Below are 22,501 nucleotides of genomic sequence, written 5' to 3' on the forward strand. Positions count from 1 at the left end.
TGTATGGAAGATACCAAGCTGATTCAGAACGCTTTGCTTGATTGGTGGGACGTTGACCATGCTGATTTGCCCTGGCGGCGCAGCAAAAATCCGTACGCTATCTGGGTGTCGGAAATCATGCTCCAGCAGACGCAAATTGCCACCGTCATTCCCTACTTTGAGCGATGGATGACGCGATTCCCCACGGTGCAAGCACTGGCCGAAGCCCCGCTGGACGACGTGCTCAAGCTGTGGGAAGGGCTGGGCTACTACAGCCGTGCTCGTAATTTGCACGCGGCGGCACAAGCGGTGGTTCAGGATTGGAACGGCCGTCTCCCCCAAACCGCCGCTGATCTGATGAAGCTCAAAGGAATAGGCCATTACACTGCTGGAGCTGTCGCTTCCATCGCCTTCGATGAGCCAGCTCCCGTGCTAGATGGCAATGTGATTCGCGTTCTCAGCCGCCTGACCGATTTGCCCGAGGACGTGACCCAAACCGCCACCAAAAATAATCTCTGGCAGCTAGCAGAACAGCTTGTACCCGCAGCCCGCCCCGGCGATTTCAACCAGGCACTCATGGAGTTGGGGCAGAAAATCTGCTTGCCTGCAAAGCCGATGTGCCTGCTCTGCCCGCTCTCGGCCCACTGCCTGGCGCGGCGGCGAGGCACGCAGCTAGAGCGTCCCGTCCGCCCGCCGCGTAAGCGCACACCGCACTACGACGTGGTTGCCGGGATTATTTGGGCAAAAGATGCCAAGATTGGTGATCCTGCGGCTAAATTTTTGATTGCGCAACGGCCGTTCGATGGCTTACTTGGTGGTTTGTGGGAGTTTCCCGGCGGCAAGCAGGAAGATGGTGAAACCTTGACCCAGGCGTTGGTGCGTGAAATCGAAGAAGAACTGGCGATGCAAATCGAAGTCGGGGAGTTTGTGACCAAAATCAAGCACGCTTACACTCACTTTCGCATCACGCTTCACGCTTTTCATGCCCGACACCTCACCGGCAGCCCGCAGCACCTCGGCGTCGCCAATCACGCCTGGGTCACACTTGCCGATCTAGACAAATACGCCTTCGCTGTCACCGACCGGAAGATCATTGCTGCCCTGCATGCTACGGTGGTCAGTAAACAGTAAAACACTGCACTGATTACTGACCCACTGATTACCGATAGCTGCCCTGGATACGTTTCACGAAAACTTCATTGTCAAATCTTTTCACCGGGGTATCATAGGCATATGTCCGATACCATTTCCTCTGGTCAATTTAGTCTGGCTGGCGTCTCGGCTGCCGCAGCTACCGCCTTTCGTGAAGGGCGTAAAGCCTCCAGCGAGCAAGAATTCCTTAAGGCAATTCAATACTTTACCGAGGCTCTTGATTTTGACCGTCTCCCTGCCTTATTTCAAGCCCGCGTTTTTGAATATCGCGGGCTTTGTTTTTGGCTGATTGGTGAGTTCCGAGCGGCCGAAAAAGATTACAACGAATCGCTCATTACCAGCGACAACATCGGCCAAAAAGCCCGGGCACGAGTGCGGTTAGGGGAGTTAGCTGATTTTCGCGGTGAGTACGATGTGGCTGCGGCTCTGTATGAAGAGGCGTTGCAAGAAGGCATTGCCACCGAAAATTTGCTGGTTGTTGGGCGGGCGCGACGCGGCTTGGGCATCTTGGATCGTCGCCAGGGGAATACGGAGCGGGCGTTGCGGCAGCTTACGCAGGCCTTGGCTATCTTTCGTCAGGGGGGTGAAACGCGGGAGCAAGGGCGGGTTCTCACCAGCCTCGGACGCACCCGACAGGCGCGAGGGGAATATCAGCAAGCGTTGTCGGCGCATCGTGAAGCCTATTTATTGCTGGAATCGGTAAATGACCGCTGGCGCGTGGCGCAAGCAGTGAACGACATTGGCGAGTGCCACCAGGCACTGTACGATGTGGAAAAAGCGTATGAGCATCATCAAAATGCGCTGAACTTGGCGACTGACGCTGGGGCCAAGCTGCTCATCCCTGAAATTAAGCGGAATTTAGGCGTAGACCTGGTAGAGTCTGGCCAGTACGATCAAGGGCTAGTTTATTTGCAGGCCGCGCTGCAAGGTACGCGGGAGCATGGCAATCGGGAGCATGAGGCGTTGACGCTGTATCAGTTGGCGCGGGCTTATTTGCAACACGGGGATGATGCGTTGGCTGTGCAGGTGGTGTTGGCATTAACCCACGTAGCAGAAATGCTGAATGCGGATCGTTACCGTGCCTTGGCAGCGTTTGCCCACGGTGAATTGCTTTTCCATCAGGGTCGCAAGGCTGAAGCCCTGAATGAACTGAATTTGGCCATGCTGGCGGCACAAACGGCCGTTGACCGGGGTATCCTCTGGAAATTGCACGCCACGATGAGCCATGTTTCTGAAAATGAGCAGATTGCGGCCGTTCACTTGAACATTGCCGCAGAATTTATTCGCCAAACGGCCGAACCCTTGCAGGACGAGCGGCTGCGCCAATGCTTTTTAAATGCGCCTCCAGTGCTGGCTGTGCTGCAAGCAGCCCAGATCAACCCCAATCAGATTTAACTTACCCCAATAAACAGACAACTTTATAGCGAATGGTTGCTCATCGGAACTGACTTTACGCGGCATTTTTAATATGGTTACGGCCGTTTTACAATAATAGGGTAAAATACCTGAGAAGGAATGGTTTTTTTCATGTATAACCCTAAAAAAAGGGCGGCTGCCTCTCAAATAATTGTACTTTGCCTGATTCTGCTAACGGCTTGCACCACACCAGAAGAATTAGCTACAGCAACACCCAGGCCTCAAATTGAGGAAGAGGCAACCGCCGTGGTGACAGAAATCGTTGTCACCGCAATTGCCGAACTGCCTTCAGCCACCCCATCCCAGGAGCTGGAAACAAATCCAAAGGAACTGGTCATCTGCATGAGCCAGGAGCCAGATTCTCTGTACCCACATGGCAGCACGACCTTAGCGGCAACGGCCGTTCAACACGCCATTTTTGAAAACAACATCACCTCCTTATCATTTGATTATCAGGCACAAGGCTTGGAAAAAATACCCAGCTTGGCCGATGGAGATGCCACAATTGTAACCGTGGAGGTGAACAGCGGTGACATTGTTGTCGCCGCCGATGGTAATCTAGTTATCGTCGAGCCGGGGATTGAGCTAACCAACAGCAGTGGCGAAACCGCTCCATATACCGGGGCACCAATCGAGATGGAGCAGCTAGTTGTCGATTTCACCATGAAAGCGCGCCGCTGGAGCGATGGCACCCCGGTAACGGCGCAAGACTCAGTGTACAGCTACAACCTGGTTGCTGATCCCGCGACGCCACAATCCAAGTTTACGGCCAACCGTACCGCCAGCTACCAGGCAACGGGCAATCTCACCACACGCTGGGTGGGCGTTCCCGGTTTTTATGACACCACATACTTCACCAATTTTTGGCAACCGCTGCCAGAACACAGCTGGGGCGATTTGTCTTCTACAGAGCTGCTTGCGGCAGAAGATTCTAGCCGTCTGCCAGTGGGGGATGGCCCTTTTGCCATCGAGGAATGGGTTCCTGGCGAGCATATTCGCCTGGTATCCAATCCGTTTTATTACCAAGATGGGTTGCCTCGTTTGGACAGCATCATTTTCAAATTTATCCCAGATACAATCCAGTTGATTTCTGAATTATTAAGTGGTGAGTGTGATATTGGCACGCAAGATTCTCTGAGCAGCGAGCATTCGCCTTTTTTGCTAGAAGCAGAGAGCAACGGGCTGCTGGTGCCATATTTTCAGGCGGGAACCGTGTGGGAGCATATTGATTTTGGCATTAATCCAGAGCCTGCTCACGCCGTAACGCGCCCAGATTGGTATGAAGATGTGCGAGTGCGTCAGGCCATTGCCCTGTGTACAGACAGGCAGCGGATGGTGGATGATATTTTATTCGGCCGTTCTGAGGTGATGCACACCTACATTCCCAGCCGCCATCCGCTCTATGCCAATGGACTTACCGAATGGCCATACGATGTGGTTGCGGCCAATGCACTTTTGGATGAAGCTGGGTTTGTTGACAACAATGGCGACGGCATTCGCGAGGCTCCGGCATCTGAGACGCCTTTTGAACCGACGCTCATCACCACGTTGGAAAATGATATGCGCAATCAGTTGGTTCAATATTTCAAAGAAGATTTACTGGCTTGCGGCATTAATGTCCAGCTTGCATATTTTCTTGCTGGGGATTTATATGCACCAGGGCCGGATGGGCCACTGTTTGGGCGACGATTTGACCTGAGTGAGTTTTCCTGGAGCACAGGGATCGAACCGCCATGCCAATATTTCTTGTCCAGCCAGATTCCCGACGTGGCCAATAATTGGGCTGGGCAAAATAACTCTGGCTTTGCCAATGAGGCATATGATGCGGCCTGTTTACAAGCGTTGGGGAGTGTTCCCGGTACGGCCGCTTACAGAGAGGGCCATGCGGAGGCGCAGCGTGTTTTTGCGCAGCAGCTTCCTGTACTGCCCCTGTTTCTGCGTTTGAAAGTGGCGGCCGCACGCCCAGAGGTGCTGAATTTTGGCGTAGACCCCACGCAAGATTCTGAGCTGTACAACATTTATGAAATTGACCTGCTTGAGTGATAACAACCCCTCTTGAGGCACAAAAACCAGCTTGCCGCTGGCTGAATTTTCTTGCAATTGCGTGGCGTCAATCTCGCCTGGTTCGCGTGCCACACATGCTTTTATTCAAGGCATCTCATTTGGCAATCAGGGTAATTAAGATGTCGGTTGCTTCGATGGTGAGCGTGGCGGGGGGTGGGGTTAAAAATTTATCGTCGCGCTTCACGGCTAACGTGAGCACCTCGGTTTCCTGATGTAGTTCGGTGACTGTTTTGCCAATCCATGATGGTTTATCGGCGGCGGCAATCTGGTGAATGTTGGCGGTATGTTGCTTTTTAAGACCGCTGAGTGTGTACCACCAGTTGCCAATTTCGGGGTTCATCATGTGGGTAGCCATTTCTAGGCCGCTCATAACGGCAGGAATGCGTACATAGTCGGCCCCAGAGAGGTATAGTTTGCGCACGACGCTTCCGTAAAAATTTGGTTCTTTTTTCAACACGACTTTCAATGAGGTAAGCGGCAAAGGTGGAGATGGCATAGCCGCCAATGCCAATGGCAATAAAGGTGAAGAAGATGGCAAAGAGACGGCCGTTTGCCGTTTGTGGACTAAAATCACCATACCCAACCGTGGTGATGGTAATAATGGTGGCATAAAGGGCATCTAGCCAGCTCCATCCCTCAATGTGGGCATACGCCAGCGTGCCAACAAGAATCAGCGCAGCCGTGAGGCCCATAATGACAAAAATATTGGACTGCAGGACGCGGCGGGCAAATCGCCGGAAAAAGTTAATGAAGATGACCATGCTTACTGCGTTGTACCACAATCTTTTGCGAAAACAAATTGGCAATTTGGAGAGGGACGCGAATAAGTTTGTGGTTCATTTTGCTGGCCGGGGCAACCTTTTAGTTCTCAATCGGCGCGACCTCAATATCCACGTTGAGTTCATTCCCAACTGCATCCAACTCTTCCTGCAAGCCTTCAACAGACAGATTCGGCGGGGCAAACACGGTGGCTTTCATGGTAAACAGCTTGGTGCCGCCAAATGGGGCATCTTCGGTGCCGGTATCGGCTGTTTCTAAACTAACGCCTTGCTCAGCCAACTGGTGGGTGATTTCGTGGATGATGCCTTCGTGGTCAGCTCCACGCACGTCAATTTGATAATTGTGCCATCCTTTGAATTTTTGGGACGCGCCACGCTGGGTGGGGCGAATGGTCAGCTCAAAATCCTGAGTGCGCAACGTTTCAAGTCCGGCTTTAAACGACTCTAATGCCTCCTCGGCAACCGACACAAGCATGACCATAGCAAATACGCCACCGAGCCGCGCCATGCGGCTGGCATCCACATTGCCCTGATACGCCAGAATAATTTTGGTTACATCATCTACAATCCCAACCCGATCGTTGCCGGTTACAGTGATGACTAATGGTGTTTGCATGAGTAGTTTCCCCTGGTTTGATTTATGTTAAGTCTTGCGTTTCCAAATTGACAAATGCCGAGAAAATCTCCCCGCATTTTTGGGCGAAGCTGCAAGGATTGCGCGAGTTTTTCTTCGGGTCGCCAAATAAAAAGGCTGGCCTCGGAATGAAGCCAGCTTTTTATTTGGTAACTACGATGTGAAGTGTATCAAATTTCAGACGATTGGCGTAGGCATCTGATGGGGCGATTTTATGTGGCGACGGTGGAGAGCTGCTCTGTGTCTGGGGCAGCATCTTTGTTGCTTTGTCCGCTTAGCCAGGTGAACTGCTGGCCTAGGCGCAAATCGCGTGAGGAACTACCAATCAGCAGCTCAAATTTGCCTGGTGCAGTGACCCAGTCGTGAACGGCCGTATCATAATACGCCAGCGACTGTTCTGTGAGGGTTAGGCGGACGGTTTTGGTTTCACCTGGTTCCAGGTGAACTTTGGCAAAGGCTTTTAGCTCTTGTAACGGCCGTTCCACTTTGGCCGCTTCATCCCGCACGTACACTTGCACCACCTCCTGGCCAGCACGCGAGCCCTCGTTGGTCACGTCCACGGACAGCTCGATCGGATCACCTGTGCTGAAAGATTCACCATTTAACCGTGCATTGCTGTAAGCAAAGGTTGTGTACGACAAGCCATGCCCAAAGGGAAACAGTGGTTCAATCTCTTTTTTGTCGTAATAACGGTAGCCCACAAAGATGCCTTCGCCGTAATGGACACGGCCGTTTTCGCCAGGATAGTTGATGTAAGCCGGATTATCTTGCAATCGCTTGGGGAAGGTGGTGGGTAGCTTCGCTGATGGGTTCACATCGCCGAACAAGACATCAGCCAGCGCGTTACCTGCATCCTGGCCACCGTACCATTGTTGCAAAACAGTAGGTACAGCCTCCAGCCAAGGCATTTCTACCGGAGAGCCAGCATTGAGCACCACAACCGTGCGCGGGTTGGCCGCTGCCACCCGGCTGATTAGCTGATTTTGTTCACCAGGCAGGGTCATGTTTTCCCGGTCGAATCCCTCACTTTCCCATTCGCGCGTTAGCCCTGCAACGATAATCGCCACATCGGCCTTGGCTGCCAAATCGACGGCCGCCTGGATTGGGTCTGCGGCGATGGGGGGAACGCAGCTCAGGCGCATGGTGCGCCACGGGCTTTCTGGGTCGGTAATATATTCAACTGCTAGCGAGACGGGTTTATCGGTGCTGAACGGGAGGGAAACGGCCGCATTTCGATCAACTTCCCCCTCGGCCTGCCAATTATCTACCTTGATTTCGCCATCTACCCAAAGGCGGGCACGGCCAATGCTCCTGAGGTGCAAGGTGTATTCGCCCGTTTCTGGCACGCGCATGGTGCCTTCCAGGCGCAGCGAAAAGCAGGTTGGGTCTACAAAGGGATTTACCGTGCCAAACCAGGACAGCTCGCTTTTGGTGGCAATGCCTGAGTGTGCTGGTTCCCCGGCCAGCTCTAAATTGTGGTAATAAGAGAGCGTGAGGCCAGCCGTTTGCCCATCTTTGGCTTGCAGCCAGCTTGGCTCTAGCAAGGGGGGCATCCGGTGAATAAGCGTGCCAATGGTATACTCGACTTTTGTTCTCTCACCCGCCCGCTGCTGAATTCCCTCAAGCGGAGAGATGATGTAATCTGGATTTACCTGGGAACTGCCACCCCCCATGATTTGGGCCCATTTACCATTTTCACCAATGACGGCAATCGTTTGGGATTGATCTGCATCCAGTGGAAGGACGTTGCCTTCATTTTTGAGCAAGACGATTGATTCGCTGGCTACCTGACGAGGCAACTGGTTATTCGGTTTGGCAGATTCAGGCTGGTTAGCAGTGACGCGCTCAATTAGCCGGAGGAGCCGCCGTACTTTGTCATCAATGTGTGCTTCTTCCAGTTTGCCATTTTGAACGGCCGTAACAATTTTTTCCACGTTCATCCAGCGGGCTGGCCCCGGCATCTCCAAATCCAGGTAGCCCCCTGGCACACCATCGCTGTAGGTGCCGTACCAGTCAGACATGACCAGGCCATCGTAGCTCCAGTGCTCTTTGAGAATCTCGTGGAGCAGCGTGTCATTTTCGCTGGCGTGGCTGCCGTTGACCCGGTTGTAGGCAGACATGACGGTCCACGGGTTGGCTTGTTCTTTGGCGATGCGGAACGGCTCCAGGTAGATTTCGTGCAACGGCCGTTCCGCTACTTCGGCACTAATTGAAAAACGCTCATACTCCTGATCGTTGGCCACAAAATGCTTGATGCAGGCCGCTACGCCGCTTTTTTGCAGGCCGTTGATGTAGGCCGCGGCAATCGTGCCGCTGAGGTACGGGTCTTCAGCAAAGCATTCAAAATTTCGGCCTGCAATTGGGGTGCGGTGAATGTTGACCGTTGGTGCCAATAAAACGTGCGCTCTTTTGCGGCGCACTTCACTGGCCAGCCGCACCCCAACCTGCTCGATGAGCTCGGGGTTCCAGGTGGCCCCCATGGCAATCCCCACCGGAAAACAGACTGAGGTCTCCCCCAGATTATCGTCACTGCCGCGTACGCCATTTGGCCCATCGCTTACCTGAATGGATGGGATTCCCAGCCGCTTGATGGCAACCGTGTGCCACATATCAATACCAGCGAGCAGGGATGCCTTCTCTGCCAAAGTCATATTCTTGATTAATTTTTCGATTTTCTCTTCCATGTTTATTAATTTTCCTTCAAGGTAGCTAATCAATATGGTTTTACGCGTGGCGACTAGCACCGCTCATTTGCAAGTAAACCTGCTTTCACCAGTGGCCGCATAACCAATTTTGGTGTGCGATCCACATAAAATAGTCCCCAATGTTTTTCCGGTTCATCAGGATCAGGAGAGCCTTTCCACGGTTCATCAAACGCTTCAAAAACAAAAGCGAGAATTTTCTCTTCATTTGTCCAGGCCATTAATTGTTGGTAATAGCTGGCTTGTAAGTCTTCAGATGCATTCCCTGGCTCAATGCCACGGCCGTTTGAAGTTGTTGTCCAGCCCGCTTCGGATATCACCACAGGTTTATGGGGATAGCGTGCGGCGACTGAATGGTAATTTTGTTGGCTGTACTCAAGCGCGTTGTCGATGGTTTGGTATTCCCACACCGGGTAAGTGTGTATCGAAATAAAATCCAATTCTGCCACCAATGGCTCCAATTTTGTGGTCCACGGCACGTAGTTTTCACAAAATGTAACTGGCTGCGACACGCCGTTTTTGATGCGGCGCGTATAGGCAATCAGGCTCTCTACTGAGACCAGATGATCGGTCCACTCTACGGCCGCTTCATTCCCCACCGACACGGAAAAAACGATGTCAGGATATTGATTGGCCAACGAAATCAAACGGTCAACATTGTCGCTGTTTGTTTGGCGATTCGCAGCCAGAGTTTCATCATCATAATCGGCTCCCCAAGGGCAGTTGGGATTGCTCAATTCGGCTGCCATCTCTGTGCCTAGCATCACCTTGAAAGCCAACTTTTCATCACGAATCACCTTTAAGGTTGTTTCGGCGTGTTCACTGCAATCGTACAGCCTAAGAAATGACCAATTGCTGGCCAAAATTAGAAGGTCTTCTTTAATTTCTTCATAAGTTGGAAAGATTTCCTTTCTTGGGTCTTGGCCTTCGCGGTACCCAGAGTAACAAATGGCGTTACCGTGGTTTTCTTTGATAAACTGTTTAAGATTTGCTAGTTTTTTTGATGTATCAGACATATTTCATATTCCCGTCTTTGTCCCACAAGCCCCAGTAAGCGCCCACATCTCCTTCATGCGCTATTTTCCAAACTTCATCAAAAGAAGAGAAATAGAATATGTCGATATTCTCTTCTTCTGCCCACTGGTAGGCGTTGATAAAGTAGCGAATGGCATTGAGAAAAGATGGCACGGCCGCTCGTTCAGGCGTGCCGACATTGGGCCAGCCGGTTTCGCTGATGATGACCTTTTTGCCTTGGGCCACATGGATGGCGCGTCGGTACATTTCTTTCATGTAAACAAGTGAGTGCTCAGCGGGATACCCTTCCCAATACGGGTAACAGTTGGCAAAAATCACGTCACATGCCTCCGCTACGCGCGGGTAATCTTCAAATAAAAAGTAGGCATCTACATACCCTACCTGAACATTCGGCGCACTCGTCTTCGCGCGGTTCATGTAGGCGATCAGTTCCTCATCCGGCATTTCTCCGCGCAGCATCACTTCATTGCCCACTGCCAGTAGGTCTGCATGGCCTGCCTGGGCCACTTGGATGCCATTCTGAAGCTCTTTCTCATTGGTTTCGCGGTCACCATCTAACCAAACGCCGACCAGCGTTTTGAGCCCCAACTCTTTTGCAATTTGGGGAATTAATTCATTGCCCTCTGAGCAAGAAAAAGTGCGCACCCAATTTACATGGGGCTGAATAATTTGCAGACGTTCCCGGATTTGCGCCGCACCAATTGGCGTGCCTGGGCCTTGTCCTTCGATGTAAGGGCTAAAACAGATGCCATGAATTTTTTGGGCCAAAAGCTGGCCGACGAGGGCTTTTAATTCAGCAATAGTTATATTGGCGACATCAATGCCCGCCAACGATTTTTGCTTGTAATATTTGCTCGACACTATTGTCTCCACCTTTGCCATTACCCGGAAACGGTAACGATCAGCTGTTTTATTTGACCGTCCCGGTTCAAAATGTGTTGGGTTGTTTTGTCATCCAGGCAGCTGCCCAGAAACGTTGCGGAACGGCCGTTGGCAAACAAGACGTCAATCTGTGCCTTATCGCCAGGTTTATAAACGATGGGTATTTGGCACATCGTAAAGGCGAGGGAACCGGCTGCTACGGACAAGGTTTTTGTTTCGCCTGCTGAATTGACATAATTGAATTCGCTGTCGCGCGGCAAAAACTCATCGGCACGCAATAACGAGGGCGCAAAGCAAAGTAACCCTTGCTTCATCTTCACGCCCAATTCACCCCACCGGGTCATGATCTCTTCCTTGACTTGCCCTGTCATGCCTGGCTGACGCGCACCACTACCCAAGGGGGAGTGAGAATAAGGATCGGTGGGAAAAGCGCCGTACACATCGGGCGTTTTGTTGAACCCGATGCCCGAACGAATGTCATAATAGGCAGCGACTAGCGCGTCGGTAACGCTCTTTTCTGCCCCACCTTCCATCGCTTGCTCATAACATTCCTGCGCGGCTAGCAGCAGCTTGGAAACCATGTGCCAGTAGATGCTGCCCAGCCCCTCAAAGCCAAAAAAGGTGCCAGAACGACCGGTGAACGCACGGTGGTTAAAGGTGGTTTCAAACAGCTCTAAAATAAAGTTGCGTTCTTTGGCAACTAATTCAGCGTAAGCGGGTTCCTGGGCCAAATTGTCTAGCACTTCTGAGACCCCCTTCACGTTGCGGAAACGGCCGTTGAAATGAAACACGCCCGCCTCGTCCTGACTCAGCAAACGGACATCCCCTGCGGCCACCAGTGCTTGCACCAGGGACGACCCCGCTACTTGCTCGGCAGACACATTGTTCTTTTGCAGGAAGCCGGGCAGTTTGCGGTTGGGGTAGAGCATGTACGAATGTTGGTCCGCGCGGTAGAGATCGCTTTGGGGCAAACTGTGCAGCAAGGCGAGTGCCTTCTCCGGCGTCAGCAAACCAGAAGACAGCATGGCCACCTGACCTTCTAGCATCAGATACAAATTTTCTACGGCCGCCCCGTGATCATCCAGGCGCAAGATGTTGTACGTATGGGCCAGCCCATCCGCGCGCCAGTTGGTATGCAGCGTTTGCTCAATGTAGGCTTGCGCCAGTGCCAAAAATTCGGACAAAGTCGCGGGTTCGATATGCGTCTTTGCGGTGGGGATGCCACTCTGATAAATTTCGGCCCGATACTGGGTAACGGCCGTTCCCAATTCATCCATCAACACGCGTCGTGCCTGAGCTGAAAAACCGGTTTCCAGATGATGCTGATGCGTTTGAAAGATTGAATGGACTTTGGTGAACAGGGTGGCAACGGCCGTATTCAACGCAAAATCACCCCCCTCATAATTGGTTAATAGCGTCTGCCAAAAGGCGATGAAGCGGCGCAGGTAGGCCACCGTGACGACGGACAGCCCCTTGCCCACCAGCGCATTGTTGGCGTCGTTCCACTCTGGGCGTTGCGTGTTCATCCAGATGCCACCCTCTGGGACTAAATTGGTGAGTTTGGCCAGCAGCAGCACCAGCAGCTTTTCCACCATCGTTACGTGAATCACAGCACCGTTGGCGTCACGGTGTAAACGGCCGTCGGTACCCATTTGGGCAACGGCCGTTTCTGACCTTTCGTCAGCTTTCCAATCAAAATCAATGGTGTTGTACCAATCCGCCAACATCTCTTCATACGGTTTTAACCGGTAAGGCACATCGACGGTGGCAAACACAGGCTGGTTCCACTGCCGTGCCAGCGCGCCTGGTTGATTCTGTTCACAAATTTCCAACAGCTTTTGCAGGTAGATAATTTGATGGTCGCTCCAATAGCCAATGTTGGACCACGGATTATCTGGTTCAGGGCTTTCCCACTCAATGCCGTTACGGGTAACACGGTATGGGTTGTAGCCATCGGCTGTGGTTGCATTCAAAAATTTGGCAATGACCCCTTCTGTATAGGCAGGGAAAGCAACCGCCATCGGCTCCCAATTCTGGAAAATATCCCGCCAGTTGCCCTGATAATCCAAATGGGGTGACCCATCCGGTTTTTTCAAGTTGATAGAAAATTGATTCCAGGGGCGGCTGGGATCGCCATGACGACGGCTGAAGGTAAGCGGCAAATATTCATAACAAAGCCGAATTAAATCGGCCGAATCAGCCGCCGCTGCCCGCGCATATAGCGCATTGATAGGCATCTTTTCTGGCAGGGCGGCAAACCAGGCGGCCTGCGAATGCAAAATTGGCCGGTTGCGTACTTGCACGAACGCGAGAAGATCGGCGCGGTCAATGTGATACCCGTTGGCATAGATGCCGCCACGCATGATATTAAACAGCACATTGGCAAAATGATGCGCTGTAGTCGTCTCTTGCGCCGACAGTTGCAAGCCATCGGCCGCAGCTACGTGGTTGATGAGCAAGGCTGTTCCGTGCGCAATATCTTCTTCAATTTGTTGGGTGATGGCCGCTGCGTCCTGATGCAAGAACCGGATTAACTGTGTAATGGCCGTACTATCCTGGTTCACATCGGCAACAACATGCCACGCTTTCACTGTGCCAGCCGCTAAGGTAAAAGACGATGAGAGAAGGTAGGAACCTGGTTTGCCCAGGATATCGTGCTCGGCTGTGAGGGAACGGCCGTAGCGAAACTGGTCCACTTGATCTGTGCAAAGCAAATGCGTAGGTTGTGGTAACCCCACCTGCCAGGCTACAGTTGCCTTCAAAGATTCACTCGGTTCGGCTTGGTCGGTAAGCGTGGCGCTGAGGGCAAAAATGCCCAGGCCACTCTCTGGCTCTAACTCGTTGCGCTTGTACGCGTGCAGCAGACTGCTCAAGGTGTTTTGCAGCCGCGTGGTTACGCCGTAAGGTAGCAAATTTTGCAGCCCGTCCAGCAGTTCAATTTGGCAGTCGGCTGCGCCATCATTTTGCAGCCAGCAGGTGCGGATAAAGCCCAGGCAATCGCCCGTGCGCCAGGCCGTGCGCAGTCGCAGCTGCAAATCGTGATTCACTTCTTCAAACAGCAACACATTCCCGTACACATTCTTGTACAAATGGCGCTCGATATCGTAAATGCCAGCATATCTGCTAGAAAATGGTTCCCAGAGATTGGAACGGCCGTTTCGTGCCACGCGTACAATCGTTTTGCTGCCGGTCAGCTCGTGGTGAGCAGTAATCTTGTCTTCCGTCTCATAAGGGAAAAGGGCCGATTCTGCATTGGTGCGTCCGGCCGTCAGCCCGCCGGTACTGGAGATAAACAGCCAATGGTCTGAGCTGCTCACCAGGCTCATAAAAAACGGCGGCATCTGGTCATAATGAGCAATTTTGTAAAACGTTTCCCCCATCAACTGTACAAAGCCGCCTGAGACAGGCCTGGATTGATGTTGAATGGGTTGCTCACCAATCGAGACTTCTGCTGTTTGATGCTTCATCAATAGCCCCTCCTCTCCACAAAACGGACTAAAAAGAAGAAGGCTTTGGCTGGAACCACACCGGCCAAAGCCTTCTTGTTTACTTATTCGTTTTTGAACAAAACATGTAACTTTGGTAGGGGAATGACATGCCATTCCCCTACCACGATCATTCTACGGAAGAAACTCAAACGCGCCAATGTCGCAGGCTGCGTCACGGGCCACGCCGCGCTGATCGGTTGCGGGGCAAACGGCCGTATTCGCCGCATCAATGGCCGCGCTTCCTGCCAATAAGGCATGGGTCAGCGTGGGGCCACCATTGTCGGCCAGCATATCAACTCCGGCACCGCCAGGGGCCACAATGATGTCGCTGCCAACGGCCGCACAAGAGCCATCTGTGGCCACATTATTACCAAGCGAAGTGAGAACGGCCGTTGCCGGGCTACCTTCTACCTGACAGTTGTAGGTGCCGTTGTCAGCGATGATGCTGTTTTGCACCGTCACGTTCACGGGTGCGCCAAAGGTGGCAACCATGAGGCCACCAGCCGTGCCGTCTGGCGCACTATTGCCCACAACAGTGCTGTTCAGAATGGTTACTGTACCATCTGTCAGGAACATCGCGCCACCGTGCCACGCTGTGGAGGTGTTGCCACTGATGGTGCTGTTCTCGATGGTGACATTGCCCAATGTCCGCAGGCCACCAGCCACGTCCCCAGCCACATTGCCACTCACCGTGCTGTTGGTGAGATTAATGCTGCTGTTGAAGAAGCCATAAATACCGCCACCGGGCTGACCAAGCGTGCTGTTGTTCATCACCGCACTGTTGTTCATGTTCAGCGTGGCACCATCACCATTGTAGATGCCGCCACCGCCAAGCTGGAAGTCTGCCGCGCCGGTGCTGGATTCCGTGTTGTTCATCACCACCACGTTCTCCAGGTTCAGCGTCCCAAAGTTCAGGATGCCGCCACCTTGCGGTGAGCCAACGCCATCGGCCACCGTCAGGTCGTTGATGCTCACGATAGCACCTGCCGCCATCTGGAAAACGCGCGAGAGGTTGCTGCCGCTTACCGTCAGACCCGGTGCGCCACTGCCGTCAATGACCATGCTGCGGGTCACGTCAAGCTGCCCCGAGGTGAGGGCAACGGTGCCACCCGCCAGGCTGGGGTCAAAGGTGATTGTGCCGTCTGCCGCGATAAGCTCAATGGCTTCGCGTAGGGAGCCTGCACCACTGTCGGCCAGCGTGGTGACCGTTAATGCCGTTGGCGGCGGCACTGGCTTCACGGCGACCACGTCTAGCCAGGTGGTGCCTGTGGGCAAACCATTGTCTGGCAAGGTGAAGCCGTAGCCCCAAACTTCGCTCAGGGTCAAGCCATCGTTTGGTGCGCCAGCCGGTTGCTCGGCGCTGCGGGCAAAGCTGGTGAAGGGAACTTCGATTTGCTGCCAACCCGTGAAGTTATCTACAAAGGTGGCTTCAAACTGTTCGGCCGTATCTGGCCCCTGGTAAACGCGGATGTAATCAACCGCCATCGACTGCGGCAGCTCCAGGTCGGGTGAAATCGCCCCACCGAAGTTACCGCCAATGGCGACGTTCAGCAGCAGAAAGACGGGATCGTTGAAGACCCATTCGTTCGGTGCCACATCGGCTGGCGTGGCGCTGTGGTACAGCATGCCGTCCACATACCATTCGATGAGATCGGGCTGCCACTCGATGGCAAAGGTATGATAGTTGTTGTATACCGGTTCGCCAAAGTCAACGACGTTGCCGAAACTTTGTCCACCAGCATAGCCGGGGCCATGAATGGTGCCAAAGATTTCGTTAGGCAGGCGGCTGACGTATTCCATGAAGTCAATTTCGCCGGTTTGCGGCCAGTTCACCACGTCGATGTCGGTACCCAGGCTCCAGAAGGCAGGCCATAAACCTGCTTCACCTTCTGGCACCAGGATGCGGGATTCGATACGGCCGTAGGCAAATTCTGCCTTGCGCCAGGAGATCAACCGCGCCGACGTGTAATCACACGAGCCGTAGTAACATTGCAGCGAACCATCCGCTTCACGAACGGTCAACACCATGTTGCCATTGCCATCGGTGGCAGCGTTGGCGGGGTCATCGGTGTAATATTGGAATTCGTCATTGCCCCAGCCGGGGATGCCGTTAACCGCACCATCGCCAATTTCATAACTCCAGTATTCTGGATTAGGCGGTGTGCCGGCGGGTTCGTTGAACTCCTCGCTCCAAACCATTTCCCAACCTGCTGGGCCGGGGTCTGGTGCACGATTATCTTTCAGATTGACCGTTACGTCTTCGCCACTGTTGCTGCCGTAATACCAGAAGGTCAGTGCTTCGCCGTTGGACCAATCTTGCCCGATGGCAAAATCGCGGTTAAAGCTGGCATTTGATCCTCCAGCTGTGATGGCTTGCCCAGCATAGGTTTGTCCATTAAAAGGCACAACGTCTGGGAAGCAATCCAATCCAGTTTCTCTAAAACGGAAATGGAAGACGAGGTCCAATTTGCCGTCGCCATTTACATCCTCTTCATGGCGAATGGGCTGGCGCGTACGCCCGTTCTTGTGGAATTCGTAAGCATCCCCCAAAGTCACCGTTGTGTGATCAACTGTCGTGGCATCAAAATCGTCTGTTGAGAACAACACAACCGGAATAATGCCGTTACCGCGATTACAGAGCGTGCCTTGCACCTCGATCTCAACAGCCAGCGGCCCATCAACCTGCAAGACGCCTTCAAGCGCATCTTGCCCTGGCCGCGCCAGCGGTGAAGCCTGGTTCAATGTTGGATTCGACAAGGTGACGTTGTCACTACTGTCCCAGAGGTATGGGTAGCGCTCAAAATCGTCCAGCAAGTTCGGGTCGTAGGCATCATTTTCAACGATAGATGCTGTTGCTTGCAGAGCAAAGCCCGCTGCTACATCCACAGGGTTGGTGAGCCGCAGAATGACGCGCTCGGTGCCTTCCCATTTGGTATCGTCGAACGTTTCCAATGGGAAACTTAATTCTAAGGGGCCACCATTGACAAAGGTGAGCGTCCCGGATACTGGTGTGTATTCGCTGCCTGGGGTGGCAGATGCTACTTCAGTGAAGTAATCAATTGACACTTGTGCCGGATCGTCACTGTTCATGGGTCGGTTGAGCTTCACGGTGATGTTGCCCGTGGTGCCTTCTTCAATGTCGTAGTTGGAGGCGGCAAACGTAACGCCCAATTCGGGAATTTCAGCCACACCGTAAACGGCCGCATCATCAATGTAGTAAGTCACTTCGCCGGGGGTGTTTAGCGTGCCCAATGCCCAGCCATGAACCTGGGTGAGCGTAAAGCCATCGTTTGGCGCACCGTTGCCAATGTCTTTGCGCACGAAGCTGGAGAAGGGGAATTCAAAGAATTGCCAGCCAGAGAAGTCATCAATGAGACTTACTGTGAAACGCTCGCCATCATCAACTGTTGAACCGGGGTTCCGGTTGTCGATCACGTCCACAAAGACGGTACTGCCTGTGTTTTGACCGTACAGCCAGAAGCTGAATCCTTCGTAGCTGCTCCAATCTTGCGGCACCCAGGTGTCAACGGCCGTATTCTCAAACGCATGCACAAAGCCTGCAAATGCCGTCACGTCTCCCGTCATGGCTAGCACATTATTGCCTGCTGCCGAGCCGGGCAGAGGCGCCGGAGGTGCATCTGTGATGGCAATTGAAATCGGGCTGCCATCGCTAAAGGTGATGAAGCCAATCGGTACGCCATTGCCATCTACGCCAGTAGGTAGGCCGCTCTCAAAGTCGTCGATGATGACTGACGGTTCACTCAAGCTGCCACTAGAGAAGACCCAATAATCGGTGCGGAAGGTGGCATCGGAGCCGGAGTTGCCAATGACGGCAATAACGACGTTTACAAGTTGCCCGTTGCCGCCGTTGGCCACGGAAACAGCATCTAGAACCCCATTGCCTCCCGTGAAGAAGGAGTTGTCGTCAAAGAATTCATCCAGCGGAATGGAGACTTGCTGCCAGCCACCGCCGCTGATGGCACAGGGGCCAGCGGGGGAAACCACACAGTTGTATTGGAATTCATCGTCAACGGCCGTTTCTGCCAAATCATCCCCGGTGTCATCCTCTTGCAGGTTGATTTCCAATGTGTAATCCTGATCGGCATCCGGGTTGATCCAGAAATTGAACGTGTCGACAATGGACAAATCTGTGAGGCTGGTACGGCCGAATCCACCATAAAAACCAGGCACGCCGCCAGACCCCCAACCGCTTTCAAGCGAAAAAGCTCCGCCATCTGTAGGAGGTAGGTCAGCTGAGTTGGCTGCAATACCGCCGCCACCAACCGAACCACCGAAAGAGAACCAGCCATTTGCGAAAGGATCGCCATGCTCCATATCATCAAAAACAATGGCTTCGCCGCCACCACCCAATGGGCCGCCAGCGGTAAAGGAGAACTGGTCGAAATCAACTTCAACTGCTGAGCCGATGGCACCCTCTACCCCAGACACCACCACCACAACCTCATCGAGATTGCCGTCGAAGGTGCCATTGCCACCTGTTGCCAGGTCCAAGAACCCGCTGAGGGGGGCACTCACGAGTGTCCATTCATCATCAAAAGAGGCACTGGTGAAAGTTGTGTCGAGGCGGAAAGAATCTTCCATGCCGTCGGTCCAGCCATCGCCATTCAGATCTTCACGAATAGTGATTTCCAGCGTGTATTGGTTCACAGTTGCGTCGCTCTGGTTCAGTATCCAAACGTTGAACCAGGGATCGGCTGGTGGGATTATCTGGGCAGTGTTTTCAAAGTTTTTGAAAAAGCCGCCATAAAAAACGCTGTCGGAGCCATTGCCACCCCAGCCTGTGCTAAGGTAGAAACTGCCTTCCTGCGGTCTGTCGTCCAGAGCACCGCCGCCACCGCCAGCTTCATTACCGCCAAAAAAGCCCCAATCAGAGGCGTCGCCATCTTCAAAATCATCAATGACTACATCTGGCGTTGCTGCGGCCAAAGAAAATGGTGCCAGGAAGGCTGTTAACAATAAGCCAGCCAGTGCCAAAAAAGTAAAAGCACGGGTTTTCTTATTCATCACTCTTTTTCGTCCTTACAGGAGATGGTTTGCGTGTCATTTTGCGCTTTGATCATCCTGTGTTGGGGGTTCATGTGTACGGCCCACCTTCCCCTTTTTGCTGCATGAAACCCAATCATTATGTCTACAATGCTGTTGGTTTAGAAATGATTTTTGCTTTTATTTTTCGATAGCGTTGCCTCCTTTGGGGTAACAATGAAAAAAGCAAGGTGCTGAGTTGCATTGTCGGTCTATAAGGAATGGCAAAATGATAAAGCTATCACTTTGTCAATCGCTCTCTGAATCTTGTAATTAAAATTGTTTCATCATCCTGCTGCATCACTTGCTTCGTAAATGCGAACATAATCAATTTTCATGGTTTGCGGGAATGTGGCGGTACCATCTGGGTAGCCAGGCCACTCGCCACCTACGGCCAGATTGACAATGATGAAGAAGGGATGATCAAATACCCAGTCGCCGGGAATGGTTGTTGGTGTGATTTTGTGATACATCTCGCCATCCATATACCAGCGAATTTCTTCTTCTTCCCATTCAATAGCAAAAATATGGAAATTCTCAGTGTATTGGGCATTATCCGGCAGGTTTTTCGCCCGACCAACGCCATTGGCACCAAAGTAGCGTGGCCCATGGACGGTTCCGTGTATTGTTGAAGGCTCAGAGCCGATATTTTCCATGATGTCAATCTCGCCGCAGAAGGGCCAGCCTACTTGGTCGATGTCATTGCCCAGCATCCAAAAGGCAGGCCAAAGCCCTTGCCCAACAGGAATTTGAATGCGCGCTTCGATACGGCCGTACTCCACCTCAACCTTTCCCTGGGTACTCAGTCGCGCTGAGGTATACAGCTTGCCCCGCACGTTTTCTTGCAAAGCCTGTATGACCAGCATGCCATCTTCAATGTACGAATTTTTAGGATCGTCACTGTAATATTGTGCTTCGCCGTTCCCCCAGCCGTGCCCGCCGATCTCATGTGTCCAGCTAGCTGGGTCAATGGTTTGCCCCTCAAACTCATCCTGCCAAACCAGCTGCCACCCTTCGAGCACCCAATCTGGGGTAGGGGTGGCAGCTGGCGTTGCGGTTGGTGTTGGATCGGCCAAGGCTGGGCTACAAGCCATTAGTAGCAAGAGCAAGCTCAGAAGCACCTTCCGTGGGGAAAACGACCAACTCATTACTTATCTACACCCGTGATTACAACGCCTTGAATAAACGCTTTTTGGGCGAAGAAGAAAACAATTAGAGGGATAACGGCTGCAGTTAGCGACGCTGCCTGAATCAGGTTATCTTGCCCTTCGTACAGACCATTGAAGCCGTTCAGTCCAACCGTAATTGGATACAGATCTGGATTACCAGCCAGGTAGATCAGCGGCCCGAAGAAGTCATTCCAGGCAAAGAAGAAGTGGAACAGCGTGACTGCCAGTAGAGCCGCCTTCGCTTGGGGCAAAATGACCGACCAGAAAATTCGGAAATGCCCGGCTCCATCGATCATTGCTGCCTCATCCAATGCTTTGGGAATACCCAAGAAGAATTGTCGCAGCAAGAAAATGTTGTACCCATTGGCAAAAAACTGCGGCACAATCAACGGCCACCAGGTTCCTACCCAGCCTATTCGATTAAAAAACGCATAAGTTGGCACCAATGTAACTGCCGGTGGCAAAATAATCGTCGCCATCACAATGAGGAACAGCGTTCCTTTGCCAGGGATGTTGTAACGGGCAAAGCCATAAGCAACGAGGGCAGCCGAGGAGACAGCCCCGATCGTGCTTAGGACGGCGTAGAAGACGGTGTTGCCAAGCAGACGTGGAAAGTTAATTGTGTTCCAGGCGTCAACGAAATTGCTCCAAACCGGGTCCCATTCCCACGCTTGGTCAAGGGTGCGCCAACGGCCGTCCCAGGGGATCAGGCCAGCGGCGGCATTTTGCGGGTCGATGAATTCACTAGATTCGCGACCTTTGTTGATGAGCGCCCACTGTTCGGTACGGCCGTCAACTGGCACCTCATACACATCGTATTCGCTCCCCTCATACTCAAACGTAACCGGGGATGCTGGGTACCAAGGCGCACCAGCAGAGGAGACCTGGGTGTCTGTCTTCAATGATGTGACGATCCCATACCCCAACGGCAGTAGGAAAATGAAGAGAACGAGCGCTGTAAACAGCGTCATGAGCACTGTGTTTAAACGTTGACGCGCCTTGGGAGATAATCGGGAGCCTGATTTGCGGTTAGGTATTGTTACAGAAGCCATGCTATTATTCCTCCCCAGCGTAGTAAACCCAGTAGCGGGCACTGCCGAATAAAACAACGGTTAGAACAAGAGAAACAAGGAAGATGAGCCAGGCAATCGTTGCCCCATACCCCATGTTAAAGAATTTGAACGCCTGATTGTAGAAGTAAATCCCTACGTAATTAGTCGTTCCATCGGGAAAACCGTTACCCCCATTGAGGACGAACGGCACCAGGAAATATTGCATGAGGCCAATGGCACCCAAAACGAGGTTGTAGAAAAGCACCGGGGAGATCATCGGCACGGTAATGCTGAGCATCTTGCGCCAGTAACCGGCACCGTCAATATCTGCTGCTTCATACATTTCTGTGGGCACGCCCTGCAGGCCAGCGAGGGTGATCATCATCGTGTTCCCCACTGCCCAAAGGCCGATAAAGGTGAGTGTGAAGTAAATTAGTCTGGGATCCGCCAGCCAGCGCAGACCGCTAACCCCCACTGCTTCAATGCCAAAAACATTTTGCAATAAGATGTTGTACCAGCCTGTTTGTTCATTGAGGACGCCGCCCCAAATCAAAACAGTGGCCACCAATGGAACCATTGTGGGCATAAAAAACATGGTGCGGAAGAATGCCTTGCCGCGCACGCTGTTCGAGTTCATCAATAGTGCCAACAACAGGGCAAAAATCATGCCAATCGGCAAAGAAATAGCGGCGAAGAGAAAAGTGACGCCGAATGATTCGTACACATTTGGATCATCGAATAATGCCCGTCGCCAGTTAGCAAAGCCCACAAATGAGGTCTCTTCTGGGACGGCAAGGTTAAATTCGACTAGTGAAAAACCAAATGAAGCAAGAAATGGGATGAGGTAGAAAATAACAATACCAATGAGCCAGGGACTAAGAAAAATCAAACCCCACTTGATTTGTTCTTGTTCAATGCGTCCCCGCTTCTGCTTACCAGCCTGAGTTCCCTCAGGTATAGTATCCGGAGTAATTGCTGCCATCTGTGCCTCCTCTATTAGCATCGCTTGCGATTAGCGACACTGTTTAAATGACTTCCCCATAATAAAAAAGCAGAAAAAGCGGAAAAAAGAGAAGGACATCAACATATTATGTTATGTTGATGTC

14 protein-coding genes are annotated in these 22,501 nt (G+C 52.5%); 3 read left to right on the top strand and 11 right to left on the bottom strand.

The annotated features are described in order from the left end of the window. Window positions 1–3: 3 nt before the first annotated feature. The 3 genes from mutY to ACOQPU_RS19975 all read left to right on the top strand — a co-directional run bounded on the left by mutY (window position 4) and on the right by ACOQPU_RS19975 (window position 4,590). The gene (mutY, locus tag ACOQPU_RS19965) at window positions 4–1,110 is read left to right on the top strand and encodes an A/G-specific adenine glycosylase (protein ID WP_420641599.1); all 1,107 of its coding nucleotides are present in this window, start codon (window positions 4–6) and stop codon (window positions 1,108–1,110) included. Window positions 1,111–1,212: 102 nt separating this feature from the next. After that, on the top strand, window positions 1,213–2,526 hold the full coding sequence (locus ACOQPU_RS19970; RefSeq protein WP_420641600.1) for a tetratricopeptide repeat protein: 1,314 nt from the start codon (window positions 1,213–1,215) through the stop codon (window positions 2,524–2,526). A 132-nt stretch (window positions 2,527–2,658) separates the two neighbouring features. Continuing rightward, window positions 2,659–4,590 carry a peptide ABC transporter substrate-binding protein gene (locus ACOQPU_RS19975; RefSeq protein ID WP_420641601.1) on the top strand — a complete coding sequence of 644 codons (1,932 nt, stop codon included), beginning with the start codon at window positions 2,659–2,661 and terminating at the stop codon, window positions 4,588–4,590. Between the two features lie 115 nt (window positions 4,591–4,705). Here the strand turns inward: ACOQPU_RS19975 and ACOQPU_RS19980 are convergent, their stop codons facing one another. The 11 genes from ACOQPU_RS19980 to ACOQPU_RS20030 form a co-directional block, all read right to left on the bottom strand. Continuing rightward, complete coding sequence (locus ACOQPU_RS19980) at window positions 4,706–4,954, bottom strand: TrkA C-terminal domain-containing protein (RefSeq protein WP_420641602.1); 249 nt, start codon at window positions 4,952–4,954, stop codon at window positions 4,706–4,708. Continuing rightward, a complete protein-coding gene (locus ACOQPU_RS19985) occupies window positions 4,905–5,372 on the bottom strand; it encodes a potassium channel family protein (RefSeq protein WP_420641603.1) in 468 nt (155 codons plus the stop codon). The genes ACOQPU_RS19980 and ACOQPU_RS19985 overlap by 50 nt, the downstream gene beginning before the upstream one ends. Window positions 5,373–5,472: 100 nt before the next feature. Continuing rightward, entirely contained in the window at window positions 5,473–6,006 is a 534-nt protein-coding gene (locus ACOQPU_RS19990) for a glycine cleavage system protein R (protein ID WP_420641604.1), read from the bottom strand. A gap of 230 nt (window positions 6,007–6,236) precedes the next feature. Beyond that, window positions 6,237–8,708, bottom strand: coding sequence for a glycoside hydrolase family 3 C-terminal domain-containing protein (locus ACOQPU_RS19995; RefSeq protein WP_420641605.1), 2,472 nt, complete (start codon window positions 8,706–8,708; stop codon window positions 6,237–6,239). Between the two features lie 53 nt (window positions 8,709–8,761). Continuing rightward, entirely contained in the window at window positions 8,762–9,742 is a 981-nt protein-coding gene (locus tag ACOQPU_RS20000) for a glycosyl hydrolase family 17 protein (protein ID WP_420641606.1), read from the bottom strand. Beyond that, window positions 9,735–10,622, bottom strand: coding sequence for a glycosyl hydrolase family 17 protein (locus ACOQPU_RS20005; RefSeq protein WP_420641607.1), 888 nt, complete (start codon window positions 10,620–10,622; stop codon window positions 9,735–9,737). Before ACOQPU_RS20005 ends, ACOQPU_RS20000 begins: the two co-directional genes overlap by 8 nt. 20 nt (window positions 10,623–10,642) lie before the next feature. After that, window positions 10,643–14,110: a hypothetical protein gene (locus tag ACOQPU_RS20010; RefSeq protein WP_420641608.1), complete on the bottom strand. Its 3,468-nt coding sequence runs from the start codon at window positions 14,108–14,110 to the stop codon at window positions 10,643–10,645. Between the two features lie 153 nt (window positions 14,111–14,263). Next, window positions 14,264–19,156, bottom strand: a complete 4,893-nt coding sequence (locus tag ACOQPU_RS20015; RefSeq protein WP_420641609.1) for a carbohydrate binding domain-containing protein — start codon at window positions 19,154–19,156, stop codon at window positions 14,264–14,266. 305 nt (window positions 19,157–19,461) lie between these two features. Continuing rightward, window positions 19,462–20,322, bottom strand: coding sequence for a glycoside hydrolase family 16 protein (locus ACOQPU_RS20020; RefSeq protein ID WP_420641610.1), 861 nt, complete (start codon window positions 20,320–20,322; stop codon window positions 19,462–19,464). After that, window positions 20,322–21,395: an ABC transporter permease subunit gene (locus ACOQPU_RS20025; RefSeq protein ID WP_420641611.1), complete on the bottom strand. Its 1,074-nt coding sequence runs from the start codon at window positions 21,393–21,395 to the stop codon at window positions 20,322–20,324. Before ACOQPU_RS20025 ends, ACOQPU_RS20020 begins: the two co-directional genes overlap by 1 nt. A gap of 4 nt (window positions 21,396–21,399) precedes the next feature. Then, window positions 21,400–22,377 (bottom strand): carbohydrate ABC transporter permease, encoded by a 978-nt coding sequence (locus tag ACOQPU_RS20030; RefSeq protein WP_420641612.1) that lies wholly within the window; start codon window positions 22,375–22,377, stop codon window positions 21,400–21,402. Between the last annotated feature and the right edge of the window lie 124 nt (window positions 22,378–22,501).

This window comes from Candidatus Leptofilum sp. (genome assembly GCF_965223285.1).
Classification (GTDB): domain Bacteria; phylum Chloroflexota; class Anaerolineae; order Promineifilales; family Promineifilaceae; genus Leptofilum.

What these genes read in the sequence shown, in the direction of transcription:
- ACOQPU_RS20020 (WP_420641610.1), bottom strand. Translation starts at nt 20,322, where the DNA reads ATGAGTTGGTCGTTTTCCCCACGGAAGGTGCTTCTGAGCTTGCTCTTG.
- ACOQPU_RS20010 (WP_420641608.1), bottom strand. Translation starts at nt 14,110, where the DNA reads ATGAAGCATCAAACAGCAGAAGTCTCGATTGGTGAGCAACCCATTCAA.
- ACOQPU_RS20015 (WP_420641609.1), bottom strand. Translation starts at nt 19,156, where the DNA reads ATGAATAAGAAAACCCGTGCTTTTACTTTTTTGGCACTGGCTGGCTTA.
- ACOQPU_RS19980 (WP_420641602.1), bottom strand. Translation starts at nt 4,954, where the DNA reads ATGATGAACCCCGAAATTGGCAACTGGTGGTACACACTCAGCGGTCTT.
- ACOQPU_RS19995 (WP_420641605.1), bottom strand. Translation starts at nt 8,708, where the DNA reads ATGGAAGAGAAAATCGAAAAATTAATCAAGAATATGACTTTGGCAGAG.
- ACOQPU_RS20030 (WP_420641612.1), bottom strand. Translation starts at nt 22,377, where the DNA reads ATGGCAGCAATTACTCCGGATACTATACCTGAGGGAACTCAGGCTGGT.
- ACOQPU_RS20000 (WP_420641606.1), bottom strand. Translation starts at nt 9,742, where the DNA reads ATGTCTGATACATCAAAAAAACTAGCAAATCTTAAACAGTTTATCAAA.
- ACOQPU_RS19985 (WP_420641603.1), bottom strand. Translation starts at nt 5,372, where the DNA reads ATGGTCATCTTCATTAACTTTTTCCGGCGATTTGCCCGCCGCGTCCTG.
- mutY (WP_420641599.1), top strand. Translation starts at nt 4, where the DNA reads ATGGAAGATACCAAGCTGATTCAGAACGCTTTGCTTGATTGGTGGGAC.
- ACOQPU_RS19990 (WP_420641604.1), bottom strand. Translation starts at nt 6,006, where the DNA reads ATGCAAACACCATTAGTCATCACTGTAACCGGCAACGATCGGGTTGGG.
- ACOQPU_RS19975 (WP_420641601.1), top strand. Translation starts at nt 2,659, where the DNA reads ATGTATAACCCTAAAAAAAGGGCGGCTGCCTCTCAAATAATTGTACTT.
- ACOQPU_RS19970 (WP_420641600.1), top strand. Translation starts at nt 1,213, where the DNA reads ATGTCCGATACCATTTCCTCTGGTCAATTTAGTCTGGCTGGCGTCTCG.
- ACOQPU_RS20025 (WP_420641611.1), bottom strand. Translation starts at nt 21,395, where the DNA reads ATGGCTTCTGTAACAATACCTAACCGCAAATCAGGCTCCCGATTATCT.